Here is a 16,110-nt window from a genome sequence, read left to right as displayed (position 1 = left end):
TTCTAAAGTATTATATATGTCTGTTATTCTTTACTTTCTTTCCATGGGCTGCCCGCCTTGGTTTTGATAATAGACAATGTGTTGCACCAGATTATGGAAGTAAACTTCCAAATTGGAGTAGCGACCGTTAGGGTCTACACTGCTACTGATTATATTTGCATCACTCGGATCTTCAGGATTCAAGCCATAGGCGAGTTCCCAAATATCGGGTATACCATCATTATCGCTATCCGGCCAGAGATATCCCTTTTTCATCTCTACATAACCGCCCGCGGCATCGCTTGGAGTATCGATGATACCCGGCTTCTTATCAGAGTCCTTCAGAGTTACCAAATTTCCTTTCTCATCCCAATAAGACATTTTAGAACCTTTGTAGGGAGCGCTTCCCGCTCTGACTTCACCTATAATCCGCCGGTCTATTTCATCTCGACGCAAAGAAGCGCCTGCATAGTCCAATACTCTTTCATAGGCAACCTGCGCCGTATGGCTGGTCACTTTACTGAAAGGTTGGTAGTCCGCCATCTTCATAGCCTGCTTTTCTTCATCCGATACACCCTGTTCTACAAGGCTCTTATCAAATTGCGCCCAAACACCGTCCGTCCAATTATCGGAACTAACTTTTGAATTACCCTCTATATAATTGTCGCTAATATAGGCTCTGGCCGTAGGATTGGTAGAAAGGACACGATACGACTTATAGCCCGTACCTGTGGCCGGTCCCGGTTTGTAGTAACAGTTCGTCAGGTTGAATGTAGCATATTTGCCACCATAACTTCCAAAACCACTCTCACTCCAATTGTAATAAACATTATTACGTACATCGAAATATCCGCAGTAGTCATAAGAGCCTTGAGTACCCGGTTCCGAGAGATCGGAGATACGTGGGCAGCGGCTACCGTGATGCGCCAGCAAAATATGGTGGAAAGTAGTATTGTCACCGCTGAACATAGCGCCATAACCGTGAGCACCCTTGGCATGGTTCGATAAGTTCAGACTCTCACTGGCGATACACCATTGCGCCGTAAAGTTCTGAACTCCATAGAAAGTCAACGTTTCATCCACACTCCAACCGGCTGTTACATGGTCTATGATACCGTTCTTGAAATAGCGGCCACCGATAGCATCTTCCGCATAATCGGAGCAAGCATCACCCGGACGAATACGTAAGAAACGGACAATGGCATTAATACTGTTTCCCGCACCCTTTTCCGGATCTTTAGAAAGATTGAATGAAAAATTGTAATTCTTCAACGTGATACCTTCACCGGGAGCAGTCTGCCCGATAATGCTTAAATCGGGATAATCCACCAGATAAATCCCCCGCTTCAGTTCAATCGTACCGTCTACATCAAAAACAATAGTACGAGGACCTTGAATCTGCTCGATACCATAACGTAAGCTACCTTCTATCGGAGTTTCGCCCAGACCGTAATCATCCAGATTCGTCACTTTGTAAAGTACTCCGCCACGTCCGCCTGTAGTGAAACGCCCACCGCCTTCTGCACCGGGGAAGGCAAGGGCTTCAACACTCTTGTCATCACCAATACCGGTATCAGGCTTACCATACTGAAAGATAGTTATGGTCTTATCCAAAATACGCACGGTAGAGGTACGCGGCAGAAAATCTTCATTATCAGCAATCGTCAAAACTATTTCGTTGCTCGTAGACTCTCTTTTGTTATGAGTAATCCAAGCCTCGGAAGGAATAGCATCGAAATTATCTACCGGTTCATCTCCTTCCTGTGTGAAAGGAATTACCAAAGTCCGGCATTTATAAGGAATAGTATATTCATCCTGCTCAATAGCAGCCACACCGTTTACCGCTTCTTGCATCACTTTCAACACACGTTGTAGTTTATACTCACCTACCGTACTGAATACAAGTTCCGTTGTACGTGCATTACCGGTATTCAACGCGACTTTCAGTTTCAGAATCTGTTCGGAGAAGTTACGGGTTACCGGAGTTTCTTCCACAACTTCAATCCAGTCGCACTGTTCATCAATATCCATCTTCCATTCCATATTGGCTACAACTTTGAGCTCTACTTCCGCACCACGGAAAGAAATAGGTTCGGAAGTAAATTCAAACAGAATATCCGGGTCGGAACCTAATTGCTCTATGGCAATCTCTTGCTCCAAGGTAGAGCCTGCACCTGCCATGGTAACCTTAACCTTACCCGTACGTTTGGCTCCGTCTGTATTTTCCGCTACAAACAGGCGAAGTTCATCATTTCCCGTACCATTGCTTTTCGACAACGTAAGCCAAGCCTGCTCCGCATCATTGGTGGCCGGTTCTACTACGGCTGCCAACCATTCACCGGTGGCGGTTATATCCACAGTGGAAGAAGTAGCCACATTGGACAGTTTCAGTTCCTTTTTCGATAGTTCCAAGCTATCGGTTCCTACGGCGCCATTCAATTCGCCCTCGTCACTGCATGCTCCTAACAAGCCTGCTAACAGTATGAATAGAAAATATCTCATAGCTTTTATTTGTTTTTCGTTAGTATTCGATTATTTAATCCAATGCGGGTCGCCGATGTTATTCGTATAAATCTCAGAGTTATTATCAGTAATAGTGAAATCCCTACCATTTACATCTTGGAAAAGTCCGTCCATTGGAAGAGTAGTTTCCATCGGTTTTTCATTTTCTTCCACACCCCAGTTATTCAATGTAAAACCGTTGGTGATATAGTTATTGTTGATTGTACGAGTAGTTACATTTCCAAGATTAATCCACGTGCCACTTGCGCCATCAGAAACTCCGCTGAACAGATTATTTTTTACGGTAACATTGAAATTATCAGCATTAGACGGCTTCAAATCAAAGAAAGTCATACCTGCTTTCATAGCGATAAATGTACAATTCTCTACCACTACATCCAGATTACCTTTCATTTTACTCACCCCTGTGATCAATGCTTTAGTCATATCATTGGCATGGAAAGTCGAATTCCTAAATTCAAATCTATGTATCGGAGCGTCTTGTTTGGTAGAAAGTCCGAAGAAACCACTTTTGCCGGAATTCAATCCGAAAAAACGGCAGTTTTCTATAAGCACCTTATCCACTGTCTGCTGGCGGTCTGCATTAGTTTCCTGATACCACATGGTACGTTGCAAATCGTTAATTTCGCAGTTCTTCCATGAGATAGTCCCGATATGGAATTCCTGGTTCTTAAATTTAAAGAAATCCTGCGCATCCACCTTTATCACCAAGTTCTCGAAGCGGAACGCTTCAATATCATCCGCACTCGATACGCTCAGGCTTGATTTCAATTCCAATACAGCCAAGTTTTCACCCTCTTTAGGTTCCTGCCCCATAATAGAAAGCCCCTTAGGCATATCATCCAACGTTTTGGCAACAAACTGATAAGTTGTCCCCGCTTTCAGGAAAAGTTTGATGTCTGTTGCAGTTTCATCGTTCTTCAATCTATTGAAGACGTTATTGATATTCTCTCCCGGGCTAACGTATGTATATCCCTCCGGCACGCGAATAGGAGCATCCGGATTAATATCTTCTTCTTCCCATTCTTCCGGAGCGATAGTTACCGTATAATCCTGAATAGTCGGTTCATCCGCATTGTTCAATTCGAAAGAAACCGTTGTAAGGTTCTTTGGCAGAATAGGGAAAGTTCCTTCTATCTCTTTGGTCTGTATTACTTGCTGATTTGCGTCCAAATATTCAAAACGGACTGTTACCGCTTCGTTATCCGTATCGGTCTCGAACAATACCAAGTCGTCGGTATAGTTCACACCACCCGTAGAGGTCGCTGTATTGCGTACCACCTCGATAGGCGACTTCACAAACGTGGCATCCGAAATCTTATAGCCGGATATAGGCGTAGAAACGATGGCGCGTATCGTAGAATAACGTTTGTCCGCCTTACGGTCGGTTGCCCGCAAACGGAGCGTACCGGTACGGTTATACATACGAATCTCCAAAGGCTCATCAAAAGGAGAAGCGTACTCCACCGGAGCAGACAAAGCATAGACTTTCTCTGCTTTGGGGTCTTGATTAAGCACTATATCATTCAAATTGCCCGGATGCGGCAACGAATCAGCTTCCGTAGTAGCAACAATACGATATGTACCGTCAGGCAATTGGAAACGGTATAAAGTAGAATAGTTCGCCACATAGCTGCCATCGGCAGCATAAATAAACAGCGGTTTGTTGGATGAGCCTGTATTCAGCGAATAAGCCTCATCATCCAAATACATTTGAATATCCTTCACTACCGAAGAGTTGTATTTACTGTCTTCGGAACAAGCAGCTATGCCGAGCAGGAGCATCAGTCCCGCCACAGCAGATGATATACTTTTTCTCATATTAGATTTTGCAGGAGTTTAAAGTTCTGTTTCTTCTGTTATATCTTCCCATCCCGTTTCTACCCAATCTTCATTCAGTATTTCCATGTGAACGACCGAACGCTTGGACGACTTAAAAGCAATACCCGTATCAAGCGCACCATTCGTACGGTTCACTTCCACTCCTTCTTTTAAGTAAGTAACATCAACCGACGTACGCGAACCGTTATTCTCCGTGGGGAAGGAATAGACAAAAGCCTCGAAACCGGCGGTACGGTCTGTACGTACGGTTACATCTTCAAGGACTGCTTTTTCATCCTTCACATTGTAAGCCACGCCTACATTGGTAAATGTTATATCCAATGCGTCAAAATGGGTAATACCGTCCAATTCCTCCGCTGTTTCTTTGGGACTGAACACTGCTTGTCCCATCAATCGCTTCAACTCAATATCGAGTGATTTTACAGAATTGTCCGAAGTAAATCCCATTATCCCGGAAATGTAGACAGGTTTCTGCATATTGTCTTTCTGACGGATAACGGTAGTAGAGAGCTTATCGGCACCGGACACTTCATCAGCATTCGCTACAACAAACGTCTGCAAATTCTCTCCCAAAGGCAAAGGAACCTCAACAGCCCCATGTACCAAAGATTGCGTTTCTCCATAAATAAGAGAATCGGACATATACACATAAATTCCGATTTCGGAGATACCCTCTGCGGCAAATGTCTTAATACTCGATTGGCTGAAACGGACACCAACGGGATGCAGTTCATCTTTCCGAGAAGTGTTACCTTCGTCTTGAGGAAGCTTACCATTATCCCAAATCTCGTCAACTTGCGAGGTACAGGAAAAAAAAGCTAAAAGCGGAATAAATAATAATTTCATTAAACGCTTCATAAGTATTAGTGTTTTATAGTTAATATTCAAAGTTCACAAATAGCAGTTCTAATGCCTGTGCAAATATCCGTAAATGGAAGAAACTATGTGAGTAAGATTTAGTACAAAAAGGGTAAAATCCGGTCTGGCACAAATTAATTACCCGCTCAGAGACATCTCTACGAGCGATTTTAAGTATTTCACAAAATATCAGTCAATATTATTTATGAAGTAAGCAAGTACTCGTTTTATAATGCTGACAGGCACGAATTATATGGAACTTCACGACTATCCTGTCTATAAAACCGTGAACTTCCATATAATCCGTGCCTGTTTAAAAATCATCCGGTAAATGCCCGAATATAAAAAATACTTATATCCTGATAAGTTCCTTATAAAGTCGTTGTACCGGCAACCCCATAATATTATAATAACTTCCCGAAATATTCTCCACTCCGATAAAGCCAATCCACTCTTGCACTCCATAGGCGCCGGCTTTATCCATCGGTTGGAACTTATCTATATAATAAGCGATTTCCTCTTCGCTCAGTTTGGAAAAACGAACCTCCGTCTGGGCGGCAAAACTTCGCTGCCATTCCGTTGTAGTAATACAAACACCGGTAAATACTTCGTGAGTACGACCTGACATAGCGCGAAGCATACATAAAGCATCTTCCCTATCCTTAGGTTTTCCAAGTACTTTCCCATCTAACCAGACAATGGTATCAGCCGTTATCATCAATTCACCCGGCTGTAACATATCCCGATAGGCATCCGCTTTTTCTTTCGCTATATAAAGAGGTATATCCGCTCCTTGCAATGTATCAGGATACGATTCGTCTACATCCGGCAAGGTACGCACTTCGTAGTCCACGCCAAGTCCTGTCAACAATTCTTTCCGGCGGGGAGAATTGGAAGCAAGTATGACTTTATATTTTTTGAGATTATCCAACATGACTCTAATAAATTATGAATTGCGAGTTATCAACTGACAGAAATTACCAACCGAAGGCTTTCTCGTCTGCCATCCAAAGACCTTTTACTTTTAAGAACTGCTCTACAATATCCCGTCCGCAGCCATATCCACCCTCTTTGTGGGAAATGTAGCGGGCAACGGATTTTACTTCGGGAGCGGCATCTTTCGGACAACAAGGCAAGCCACAAGTACTCATCACCTCAATGTCAGGAATATCATCACCTACATACAATATTTCTTCATCCCGCAAACCATAACGGTCACGAAAATCATGATAATCATGTATTTTGACGGAAGACCCCATATAGATATTCTCTGCCAATATTCCTAAAGCAAGAAAACGCTTGCGCACCGCTTCCGTACGCCCACCGGTTATAATGGCCAGTGGAATTCCGTATTTGGCAGCCAGATGCAATGCATAACCGTCCTTTATATTTACCGTGCGCATCGGCTCACCTTCCGTACTCATCGGGATAACGTTAGCGCTCAATACCCCGTCCACATCAAAAGCGAGCGCTTTTATCTTATTCAAATCATAGTTGATTGTACTCATACCGTTATTCTTTACTCAGAAGTCAGCTGTTTTGTTGATGTATACTTTCGCTAATCAGCCTATACAGTTCTTGCATTCCCGGTTCATCGGAAAGCATCTGCAAGTGATTGTTGATGACATTCTCGTCATACCGTATGGCAGGCCCCGTCTGCGCAAGACGCGGTTCGAGTTCGTGTACTTTGCGGGCAGTCTCGTCTATCAAGGGTAACATCACTTCAAAGGGAAGTTGATATTTCTTCAACAGTTCGGCAGCAAGGGCGTACATATGATTTGTAAAATTACAAGTGAATACCGCCGCCAAATGCAAACTCTTACGCTGTTCGGAAGTAGCCTCATAGACTTTCTCGGAAAGTACGGAAGCAATATCTTTCAAGGTCTGAGTATCTGTCGCAGAATTGCTTTCCACAAAAACCGGTATCTGCCGGAAATCGACAGTACGTTGTTTGCTGAATGTCTGCATAGGATAGAACACACCATATCGGTTTACCTTACCCGCCCAAACGTCCATCGGAATACTACCGGCAGTGTGTACCCATAAGGCATCTTCCTTGCCGGCAACTATCTCCGGCAACAACTGTACAAACGCCGCATCTTTCAGAGAAACAATATAAAGTTGGGCATCTGTTGCCACAGACGACAAATCGGTAGTATAAGCGGCCTCCACAACCTGTGCCAATGTTCGTGCCGACTCTTCCGTACGGCTGTATATCTGCACGATACGGAATCCTTTATAATAAAGCGTCTTTGCCAAATTCGTCGCCAGATTACCGGCTCCGATAAATACGATAGATGTATCTTCTATGCTTCTCTTCATTTTATCTTGTAGATACCAAATATAAAATACCGCCTACAACCAATAACGCCACCGGCAACAAATAAGCTGACATAGTACCAAGCAGAGCCGTTATCAATCCGAAATTCAATATCAACCACAAACCTATCAGCACCAATCCCACTGACTTATCATGCTTGAATAATAAGAAGATTATTGCCGTATAAAGCAGAAAGTTATCCCTGTTCATCACCCACGACAAACCCAATGTAGAAAAATGCAGCAACTTGTCTGCCAGATAAAGCACACCGAACACAATCAACGTGATAGCCGTAGCCTTATATGTGTCTTTGTTATTGTTTGCTTTTGCCGCGCTCACCTTTATTTCCCTCCATATTTATTAAGGTGAATCTTTTCCCATTGCAGATTGTCTTCATTGAAAGGTTTGCGCTCCATTCCTTTATGACCGATCGCTATTATACTGAGGGCTTGCAATTGCAAGGGTATATCAAGTACGTCATGTACATATTCATTGGAAGACATTCCGGATGCGGTAAAACGTTCGCGAAGCTGTACCCAGCAACTTCCCAACCCCATATCTTCCGCCTGAAGCTGCAGATAAATGGAAGCGATAGAAGCATCTTCTATCCAAACGTCACTTGCCAGCGGATCGGCAGTTACAACCACCGCCAATGCCGCATCCGCAATGAATTGTGAAGCTTGCTCTTTACAGAAAGATAGTTTTTTCAATGTTTCCTTATCATCCACCACGATAAACTGCCATGCATTACTGCGTTTGGAAGTAGGCGCCATCAGCGCGGCTTTCATCAGTGTAACCACCTGTTCTTGTGTCAATTCCTCTTCCGTAAACTTCCGCATGCTACGGCGTTTTTTTATCAATTCACTAAAACTTTCCATATATGTATATCGTTTAGAAATGAATACTTTGTTGTTAAGCAATGCAAAGATACAAGATTATTTTTTTAAATTTGCAGCAATGCCCTTGAAACTGACTACATATTACCAGGGGAGCCGGGTGCCCGAACTGCCGGGCACCAATACATTCCATTCCACGGAGCTGTTTCGCATCTACGAAGCAACTCCGGGATATACTCCTTTGCTTATTGTAGCATCGGAAGGCGGAGTGCCCGTAGCCAAACTACTTGCCGCCATACGAAAAAGCGTACGTCTGTTCCCACCCTCTATTATCAAGCGATGTGAAGTATACGGCACAGGAGAATATTTTGATGAAACCATCGACAGGGAAGCTGTTTTTAGTGATATGCTGCAACGCCTCACAGACGAAGCTCTGCGGGAAGCCTTTCTTATCGAGTTCCGTAATCTGGATAATTCGCTATCCGGTTATAAAGTATTCCGTAAGAACCGATACTTTGCCGTTAATTGGCTACGCGTACGCAACTCACTGCATAACGTGGAGCAAGCGGAAGTCCGTTTCAGCCCCTCGCGTATCCGCCAAATCAAAAAAGGACTGAAAAACGGGGCAAAGGTAAAGGAAGCGCATACTCCGGAAGAAATCCACGCTTTTGCCAAAATGCTGCATCACAACTACTCCGCCAAGATACGGCGACATTTCCCCAGCATGGACTTTTTTCAGCAGTTGGAAAAACAAATGACACAGAGCCGGCAAAGCCGTATTTTTATTGTAACCTATAAAGACAAGATTATCGGTGGAAGCGCCTGCATCTATTCCGATGACAGCGCATACCTATGGTTCTCCGGCGGCATGCGCAAGACATACGCTTTGCAATATCCCGGAATTCTTGCCGTGTGGCAGGCATTACGCGATGCGAAAGAGCGCGGCTACCGCCATCTTGAATTTATGGATGTAGGACTGCCTTTCCGCAGACATGGCTATCGGGAGTTTGTACTTCGCTTCGGCGGGAAACAAATCAGCACCCGTCGTTGGTTCCGTTTTCGGTGGGAATGGCTGAACAGGGTGCTGATAAAGATGTATGAATAAATAATAACAGACTTTATTTCTAAATTATCACGTATAAAAAATAAGCGGATATAAAAACATATCCGCTTATTCTATATAACTCAATAAAGAGTTTACTTCTTAGTCATTGTTGCAGTTTTGGCTTCTACGTTCAGTACTATTTCGTAAGTTCCGGCAGTAACTGTTATATTTCCACCACCATCAGTTAAAGCACTTAAATCACCACCTAAGTCGCCTTTACTCCAATCTCCATCTTTACGGAATTTCATTCCACCATCTTTTAAAGTAACGGTGATAGACCACAGTTTTGTTTCCGGATCATAATCCATTACTGTTCCTGCACTCCATTCACCAGGGGTAGCATCACCAATCACTTCCCAACCTGCCTTAGTTATAGTACCGGTCAAATTCTTTGTATCCAAATCCATACGGAAATTACCACTTCTATCCATTTTAATTTTATCGCCGGCATTCTTCTGTATGTTGAATGTTCCTTTGGAACCATCTTCTTCCCACTTGATTTCACCATTTATACCATAATACACATCTGTATCTTCATAAAAATTAAATGATTTATCTTTATAAAGAACAAATGTTCCAGTATAGATATAATCCAAACCCGGTGATTGAATCTTCAAGCAATCATCTGCAGAAGCATCCGCCGTTCCATCTTTCTGATAATCTCCTGGCAGATAAATAAATTCTGTAGAAGGAACAAAGTCAACAGCTTCCAAAGTATACGAGTATTTACCAACTTCCGTTAAGTTCAAAGTAACCAAATAAGTCTGATCCTCTTCCGCTATCACCTTTATATTTTCCTCACCGCCAAGCACACCACCATCATTATTGGTGTTAGTAGTAGCTATTCCATACCATTGTTCGGGATCTGCTCTAAATTTAAATTCCTTTCCAGCCAGTAACTTAATGACCTTCGACCACAAACGGGTCTCCGAATTATAATCCAATTTGGTCATTTCCCCCCAACCTTTAGGAGTGGCATCTCCGGCTACTCCCCACAGAACAGGGTTTGCAGACTGAGTTACTTCGCCTTCCACTACACTGATTTGATAAAATCCTTTCTTGGCAACAGTCTGACCTTCACCCAAAACTTCATATGTTTTTCCGTCTAATACTTTATATATCAAGTTATCCTCTTCAAAATTAACCCAACCTTCATATTTACCATCACCATTCACATCGCCAATCATATAAGCTGTTGCCCAGCTCCAATCGGCATTAGCGGCAGCTTTCGTTACGGCAGGTTTATAAACAGCAACATAAGCATAATCCCAATCTATATTCACCGTTCTCGGGTCATAAGGAGTTGCCTTAAATTTAATGACATTACCAGCCACGCTATCCAACTTTCCTTCATAAGCGGAGTAATCTAATGAAATAGCCAGTTCACCCTTTTGCCCGGGATATACATTCAGGTCATTCATCAAAAGGTTAATATTTTCATTGGTAAGACTCAATTCATTGGCGCTGGTTGTTCCTAATTCCACACTTTTCTCATTGGCAAGATTAGTAAGCATTACTGTATAAGAGGTAGATGCCTGAAAGCCATAATCCGTAGGTGTCCATTTAACAGTAAACGGCTCGGACGCATTATCCGCAGTAAACACATAATCACTTTTGGGAAGTTCCTGAAGTATCGCATTCGCCTTAACACTAAGCACCGGAGTTGCATCATCTTCACAAGATGTCAATCCCACAAGTCCCAGTAATAAAGTATATAAATATATCTTTTTCATAATTTGTTCTTTATATATAGGTTATTTCTGATAACCAGGATTTTGTACTAAGTTTGTATTAGAGCCGATTTCATCAGAAGGCAACGGGTAAATCTTCAGATAATCACCTACCGAAATACCTTCAGCGGCGCCACCTTTCCACGGCCATAAATAACTGTCGCCAGTAAACACATCAAAACGAATCAAATCCGTACGTCTTTGCGCCTCGAAGAAAAACTCACGTCCACGTTCATCCAGCAATAAATCCAAAGTCAAGTCTGAATCGCTAATTGTAGCTGCAGCATCCTGATCATAAGCACGTTTACGCAAATCGTTTACATATCCCAAAGCCGTAGTACGACTTCCGCCTGTTCCGCCACGTAACACGGCCTCTGCATAATTCAGATAGATTTCTCCTAAACGGAATAGCGGGAAATCCGTATACGCCTCTTTAGAAGGCGGCAATGTTCCATCTTTATACTTATTATAATATTTGGCTACCGGAATACCATTATTTAAGAATTCCGTCTGATTCACAATCTCAATATTGGTAGTCAGTTCTGTATGCAACATAGATTTACGCATATCTTTCTCCGAAGCATTTTCTTTTTCAAAAAGCCTCAACAAAGAAGATTTAGCACGAACACCCTGCCAAGCATCCTTACCATTGACTTCATCCTTTAAATCGGCTGCTCCCCAGTTAATGAAAGCCGTCATTCCACCCCATGTCATTGTCTGATCTCCCTCGTAACGAACCGGGAAAATCATTTCTACCGAGTGGTCATTGTCTGCGCAGAATATAGCTTTATATTCTGGATCTAAGGTGTACCCCGAAGCAATAACTTTCTTACAAGCATCTATACATTCCGTATATTTCTCTTGCCCGATATATACTTTCGCATTCAAATACAAACGTGAGAGTAAACTCCAGGCAGCCGCTTTATTAGCATGACCATACTGTTGGGAATATCCAACAACCGGATCCAGCATATCGTCGACGCATTCCGTCAATTCCGTTTCAATGAAATCATACAGTTCCTGTGGAGTAACCTGGCTTGGAAGCACTTTCTCGCCAATAGCGCTATCTTCCGTAACCAAAGGTACATTACGATATAAATCAAGCAAATACCAGTAATTCAAAGCACGCAAGAATCTTGCTTCGGCACGATACTCCTTCATTTTATCCACTAAAGCTGCATCACAACGGCGTTCAGCCAGCTTTTCATCTGTAGTTTCACGCAAAAAAGCATTCGACAGATTTATTTGATAGAATAAGCGATAATAAGAACCTTTAATCCATGGGCTGTCCGCTCCCCATGAAACCTGATTAAAACCGGGAATACCCGGGTCACTCCATGCACAATGTGCCATATCGGTGGGAAGTTCCTGCATATTCCAAAGTACACGCAAGAAAGAAGCCTGGCTACCACCATCAATACCGGCTACATCTTGATCGGAGTCACCACCTTTATTACCACCGATTGCCATACCGGCATATATCTTTGCCAAACTCTCAACATAAGTTATTTCTTCATTACCGAACACATTGTCGGAAGTCTGCTCTGTAGGAGACAAAGGAACAGTGTCCAAATCTCCGATACATGAGGTTCCTGACAGCATCAGACTAACCAACGTCGCTGAAATATAATATTTATACTTTAATGTTCTCATAATATTCTTCTATTAAAAATTAAGGTTAAGTCCAATCATAAACACGCGAGGACGCGGATAAATATTATTATCAATACCTTCACCGCTAATTTCCGGATCAATACCGTCATACTTAGTGATAACAAACGGATTCTGTACCGTTGCATAAACACGGGCACTCTGACGATTATTGAACAATTTATTAAACGTATATCCCAAAGAGATGTTATCCATTCTCAGGAATGAAGCGTTCTGAACATAATAGCTGGAACGACGACGGGCATCTTTAAAGTCCGTATAAGTAGCGCTTGTTACACGATTCTTCAAAAATCCCGTATTATCGAACATTTCCGAACCACCCCATGACTCACGGTTTGATTGTACATTGTTATAAGCATAGTTGCCAATACTTGCGCGCAAAGCAAAGGAGAAATCCCAATTCTTATAGGAAAGTTGAGAGGTCAATCCCATGAATACATCCGGAGCAGACTTTTTATAAGCGATTAAGTCTCCGTCATTATCTTTCTCTCCTACTTTTCCGTCACCGTTATGGTCTACGTAAGCACCTTCGATAGGTTTACCATTCTGGTCATAAATCTGTTCAAACACATAAAATGAGTTATACGGATTATTAACAGCATTAATCATTACATTATATCCTGTACCACCATCAATACCACCATGAATAACACCCACATAGTTAGGATCATCATTGATAGTCATCTTTGTAATTTCATTTTTATTGTAAGAGATGTTATAGCCTATTGTCCACTTCCAGTCTTTCGTAGTAATGGCATGTGCGTTTATTGTAAATTCCACACCTTTATTTTCCAATGTACCTACATTGGTCAGCAACTGGTTACTGAAATTTGTTCCGGCGGCGATAGCTACCGTATTCAGCAAATCCTCTGTTTTACGATAATAGAAATCCAAAGCACCGGTAATACGTCCATTCAAGAAACCGTAATCAATACCTGCATTCCAAGTAGTAGTTTCTTCCCACTTCAGATTCTTATCATATGCCAATGGAGCAATCAGACTATATTGAGTATCACCGAAGAAGTAACTTGCACCGGCCTTACTATCCATATAACGTGGTAAATAAGGATAATCGCCATTATCCAAATTCTGCTGACCTGTTACACCATAGCCCAAACGCAACTTCAAATCGGACAAGAAATCAAACTTTTTCATAAAGGTTTCCTCATTAATCTTCCAAGCCAAAGCCACAGACGGGAAAAGTCCCCAACGATTATCCTTGTTAAATCGGGAAGAACCATCCTCACGCAATGTGAATGTCAACAAGTAACGATTCATTAAAGAATAGTTCAAACGTCCGAAGAACGAAACCAAGTAATTTTCAGTTTCATAACTGTCACCATCTTTATATTCTTTCTTTCCTTCTATTTCAGCTTGTGCCGCAGAATAAGGATAAGAATTCTTTTCGCTTTTGTAGAAGTGTTGCCATGAATAACCGGCCATCACATCTATATTATGTATTCCAAAATCTTTTGCATAATTCAAATAGAAATCCAGCAATAAGTTACGCTTCAACTGACTGTAATGAGAGTTATCCCCCCACCCTTGTTTGTAGTTACCACTACACCAAGTCATGGGAGAATTATCTTCGATAATAACATCACCTTTACTCTTTGAGATATCATAACCCAAATTCAAGTTGGCACGGAGTTCCGGCAGGAAATGCATCTTATAATCAATCTGCGCATTACCGATACTTCTATATACGGTAGACTCATCATGTTTTTGTTCGAGCATAGCAACCGGATTAGCCAATGCAATACCAATAGGTTTATTATCGGAAGCCATAGCCATATAATAACCGTTACCATAATCGGAATTTGACATGTACACCGGTTGTGTAGGATCGTATTGAGTAGCCAGACCGATTGCAGCCTTATCTGCAAAACGATTTGTATTATACACACCTTTCACATTCAAATTAATATTCAACTTCTTATCAAAGAAAGTCGGATTCAAATTAATTGCACCGGTCAGACGTTGCAGATTAGAGGTTTTCAAGATACCGTTTTCATTTGTATATGCAACAGATACACGGTAAGGCATATTAGGAATAGAGCCTGAAACGCTTACATTATGATCGGTACTGAAAGCTGTACGGAAAATCTCATCCTGCCAATCTGTAGAAGCTTTTCCCAAAGCTGCGTATTGGTTACTTTCCTTTCCGTATTTATCCTCTACAAAAGCACGGAACTCATCAGCACCCATTACATCAACAGTCTTTGTTTTCGTACTAATGGAAAATGAACCGTTATAAGAAACTCTCGGTTTGCCGGACTGTCCTTTTTTCGTAGTAATAATAATAACGCCATTGGATGCACGCGAACCATAAATAGCCGTTGAAGAGGCATCCTTTAGAATAGTAAATGTCTCAATATCATTAGGGTGTATAGTAGCCAACGGATTTGACATACCATTCACCCCCTCATTATCCACAGGTACGCCATCAATTACAATCAACGGATCGTTGCTGGCTGACATTGATGAACCGCCGCGTACACGAATCGTAGCGCTGGCTCCCGGAGCACCGCCATCGGTAATGACACTTACACCGGCAGCTTTACCAACCAAAAGGTCGGAAGCAGAAGTTGCAGCACCCTTTACCATCTTTTCTGCGTCGATTGCTGTTACCGAACCTGTCAGGTCATTTTTCTTCACCGAACCGTATCCGATTACAACTACCGCATCCAATAATTGCGAATCATCTTCCATTGTCACTACTACAGAAGGAGCCGCAAGTACTTCCTGACTTTTATAACCGATAAAAGAAACTACCAAAGTGGCTCCTTGAGGAACCGTTAACGTAAAATTACCATCCAAATCCGTAATAGTACCGTTTGTGGTATTTCCTTTTTCCACGACATTAGCACCAATCACACCACCTAAAGCATCTTTCACATGCCCTTTCACCGTGATGTTCTGTGCATAAGCGCCAACTGACAAGAATAGCCCTAATAACAAGGGAAGAATCGTTCGATAGATTCTAAGATTAACTTGCTTCATGCATTCAAAAATTAAAGTTAACAATATTAATTATCTATAGTATATTCAAAAAACGTTTCAGTATATTAACATTATTGCAGAACGTACTTCAAATACTTTATTATGATACAACAAATGTATGCCATATTATCGAGTAAGAAACACAGATACTGCAAAAAGTGCAGCAAGAAGAATGCAAACGATTGCATCATATTTGCGGTCTGATACGCAGTGACAGCGAACAAAAAGAAGAGAATAGCTGTT

At 42.1% G+C, this 16,110-nt stretch carries 12 protein-coding genes; 1 reads left to right on the top strand and 11 read right to left on the bottom strand.

From position 1 onward, the window contains the following. Positions 1-30: 30 nt before the first annotated feature. The 8 genes from BHV73_RS02970 to BHV73_RS02935 all read right to left on the bottom strand — a co-directional run bounded on the left by BHV73_RS02970 (position 31) and on the right by BHV73_RS02935 (position 8,400). Positions 31-2,481 carry a BACON domain-containing protein gene (locus BHV73_RS02970; protein WP_286736356.1) on the bottom strand — a complete coding sequence of 817 codons (2,451 nt, stop codon included), beginning with the start codon at positions 2,479-2,481 and terminating at the stop codon, positions 31-33. A 30-nt stretch (positions 2,482-2,511) separates the two neighbouring features. Next, on the bottom strand, positions 2,512-4,323 hold the full coding sequence (locus tag BHV73_RS02965) for a DUF5123 domain-containing protein (protein ID WP_286736355.1): 1,812 nt from the start codon (positions 4,321-4,323) through the stop codon (positions 2,512-2,514). Between the two features lie 18 nt (positions 4,324-4,341). Then, positions 4,342-5,202 carry a hypothetical protein gene (locus BHV73_RS02960; protein ID WP_286736353.1) on the bottom strand — a complete coding sequence of 287 codons (861 nt, stop codon included), beginning with the start codon at positions 5,200-5,202 and terminating at the stop codon, positions 4,342-4,344. Positions 5,203-5,554: 352 nt separating this feature from the next. After that, positions 5,555-6,136: a Maf-like protein gene (locus tag BHV73_RS02955; RefSeq protein WP_118466797.1), complete on the bottom strand. Its 582-nt coding sequence runs from the start codon at positions 6,134-6,136 to the stop codon at positions 5,555-5,557. A gap of 43 nt (positions 6,137-6,179) precedes the next feature. Continuing rightward, on the bottom strand, positions 6,180-6,710 hold the full coding sequence (locus BHV73_RS02950) for a KdsC family phosphatase (RefSeq protein ID WP_009122410.1): 531 nt from the start codon (positions 6,708-6,710) through the stop codon (positions 6,180-6,182). Positions 6,711-6,732: 22 nt separating this feature from the next. Further along, positions 6,733-7,524, bottom strand: a complete 792-nt coding sequence (locus BHV73_RS02945) for a Rossmann-like and DUF2520 domain-containing protein (RefSeq protein WP_196052564.1) — start codon at positions 7,522-7,524, stop codon at positions 6,733-6,735. 1 nt (position 7,525) lies between these two features. Beyond that, positions 7,526-7,861, bottom strand: a complete 336-nt coding sequence (locus BHV73_RS02940; RefSeq protein WP_022218893.1) for a hypothetical protein — start codon at positions 7,859-7,861, stop codon at positions 7,526-7,528. Between the two features lie 2 nt (positions 7,862-7,863). After that, positions 7,864-8,400 carry a nitroreductase family protein gene (locus BHV73_RS02935; RefSeq protein WP_009122413.1) on the bottom strand — a complete coding sequence of 179 codons (537 nt, stop codon included), beginning with the start codon at positions 8,398-8,400 and terminating at the stop codon, positions 7,864-7,866. Between the two features lie 79 nt (positions 8,401-8,479). On the opposite strand from BHV73_RS02935, the gene BHV73_RS02930 reads away from it, so the two are divergent. Further along, positions 8,480-9,463, top strand: a complete 984-nt coding sequence (locus tag BHV73_RS02930) for a GNAT family N-acetyltransferase (protein ID WP_022219186.1) — start codon at positions 8,480-8,482, stop codon at positions 9,461-9,463. 92 nt (positions 9,464-9,555) lie between these two features. Here BHV73_RS02930 and BHV73_RS02925 read toward each other — a convergent pair whose 3' ends face one another. From BHV73_RS02925 to BHV73_RS02915, 3 genes are read right to left on the bottom strand one after another with little or no spacing between them, the layout of a single operon-like run. After that, a complete protein-coding gene (locus BHV73_RS02925) occupies positions 9,556-11,196 on the bottom strand; it encodes a SusE domain-containing protein (RefSeq protein ID WP_286736340.1) in 1,641 nt (546 codons plus the stop codon). A gap of 21 nt (positions 11,197-11,217) precedes the next feature. Continuing rightward, positions 11,218-12,846 (bottom strand): RagB/SusD family nutrient uptake outer membrane protein, encoded by a 1,629-nt coding sequence (locus tag BHV73_RS02920; RefSeq protein ID WP_286736337.1) that lies wholly within the window; start codon positions 12,844-12,846, stop codon positions 11,218-11,220. A 12-nt stretch (positions 12,847-12,858) separates the two neighbouring features. Beyond that, positions 12,859-15,867, bottom strand: coding sequence for a SusC/RagA family TonB-linked outer membrane protein (locus tag BHV73_RS02915; protein WP_087425280.1), 3,009 nt, complete (start codon positions 15,865-15,867; stop codon positions 12,859-12,861). Positions 15,868-16,110 lie beyond the last annotated feature (243 nt).

It is taken from the genome of Bacteroides sp. 44_46, assembly GCF_001915465.1.
In the GTDB taxonomy this organism is placed as follows: domain Bacteria; phylum Bacteroidota; class Bacteroidia; order Bacteroidales; family Bacteroidaceae; genus Bacteroides; species Bacteroides clarus.
This window is presented reverse-complemented; position numbering and strand designations above follow the sequence as displayed.

Bases quoted from the DNA above. Each gene is read 5' to 3' on its own strand.
- BHV73_RS02970 (WP_286736356.1), bottom strand. From the start codon at position 2,481: ATGAGATATTTTCTATTCATACTGTTAGCAGGCTTGTTAGGAGCATGC.
- BHV73_RS02965 (WP_286736355.1), bottom strand. From the start codon at position 4,323: ATGAGAAAAAGTATATCATCTGCTGTGGCGGGACTGATGCTCCTGCTC.
- BHV73_RS02960 (WP_286736353.1), bottom strand. From the start codon at position 5,202: ATGAAGCGTTTAATGAAATTATTATTTATTCCGCTTTTAGCTTTTTTT.
- BHV73_RS02955 (WP_118466797.1), bottom strand. From the start codon at position 6,136: ATGTTGGATAATCTCAAAAAATATAAAGTCATACTTGCTTCCAATTCT.
- BHV73_RS02950 (WP_009122410.1), bottom strand. From the start codon at position 6,710: ATGAGTACAATCAACTATGATTTGAATAAGATAAAAGCGCTCGCTTTT.
- BHV73_RS02945 (WP_196052564.1), bottom strand. From the start codon at position 7,524: ATGAAGAGAAGCATAGAAGATACATCTATCGTATTTATCGGAGCCGGT.
- BHV73_RS02935 (WP_009122413.1), bottom strand. From the start codon at position 8,400: ATGGAAAGTTTTAGTGAATTGATAAAAAAACGCCGTAGCATGCGGAAG.
- BHV73_RS02930 (WP_022219186.1), top strand. From the start codon at position 8,480: ATGCCCTTGAAACTGACTACATATTACCAGGGGAGCCGGGTGCCCGAA.
- BHV73_RS02925 (WP_286736340.1), bottom strand. From the start codon at position 11,196: ATGAAAAAGATATATTTATATACTTTATTACTGGGACTTGTGGGATTG.
- BHV73_RS02920 (WP_286736337.1), bottom strand. From the start codon at position 12,846: ATGAGAACATTAAAGTATAAATATTATATTTCAGCGACGTTGGTTAGT.
- BHV73_RS02915 (WP_087425280.1), bottom strand. From the start codon at position 15,867: ATGAAGCAAGTTAATCTTAGAATCTATCGAACGATTCTTCCCTTGTTA.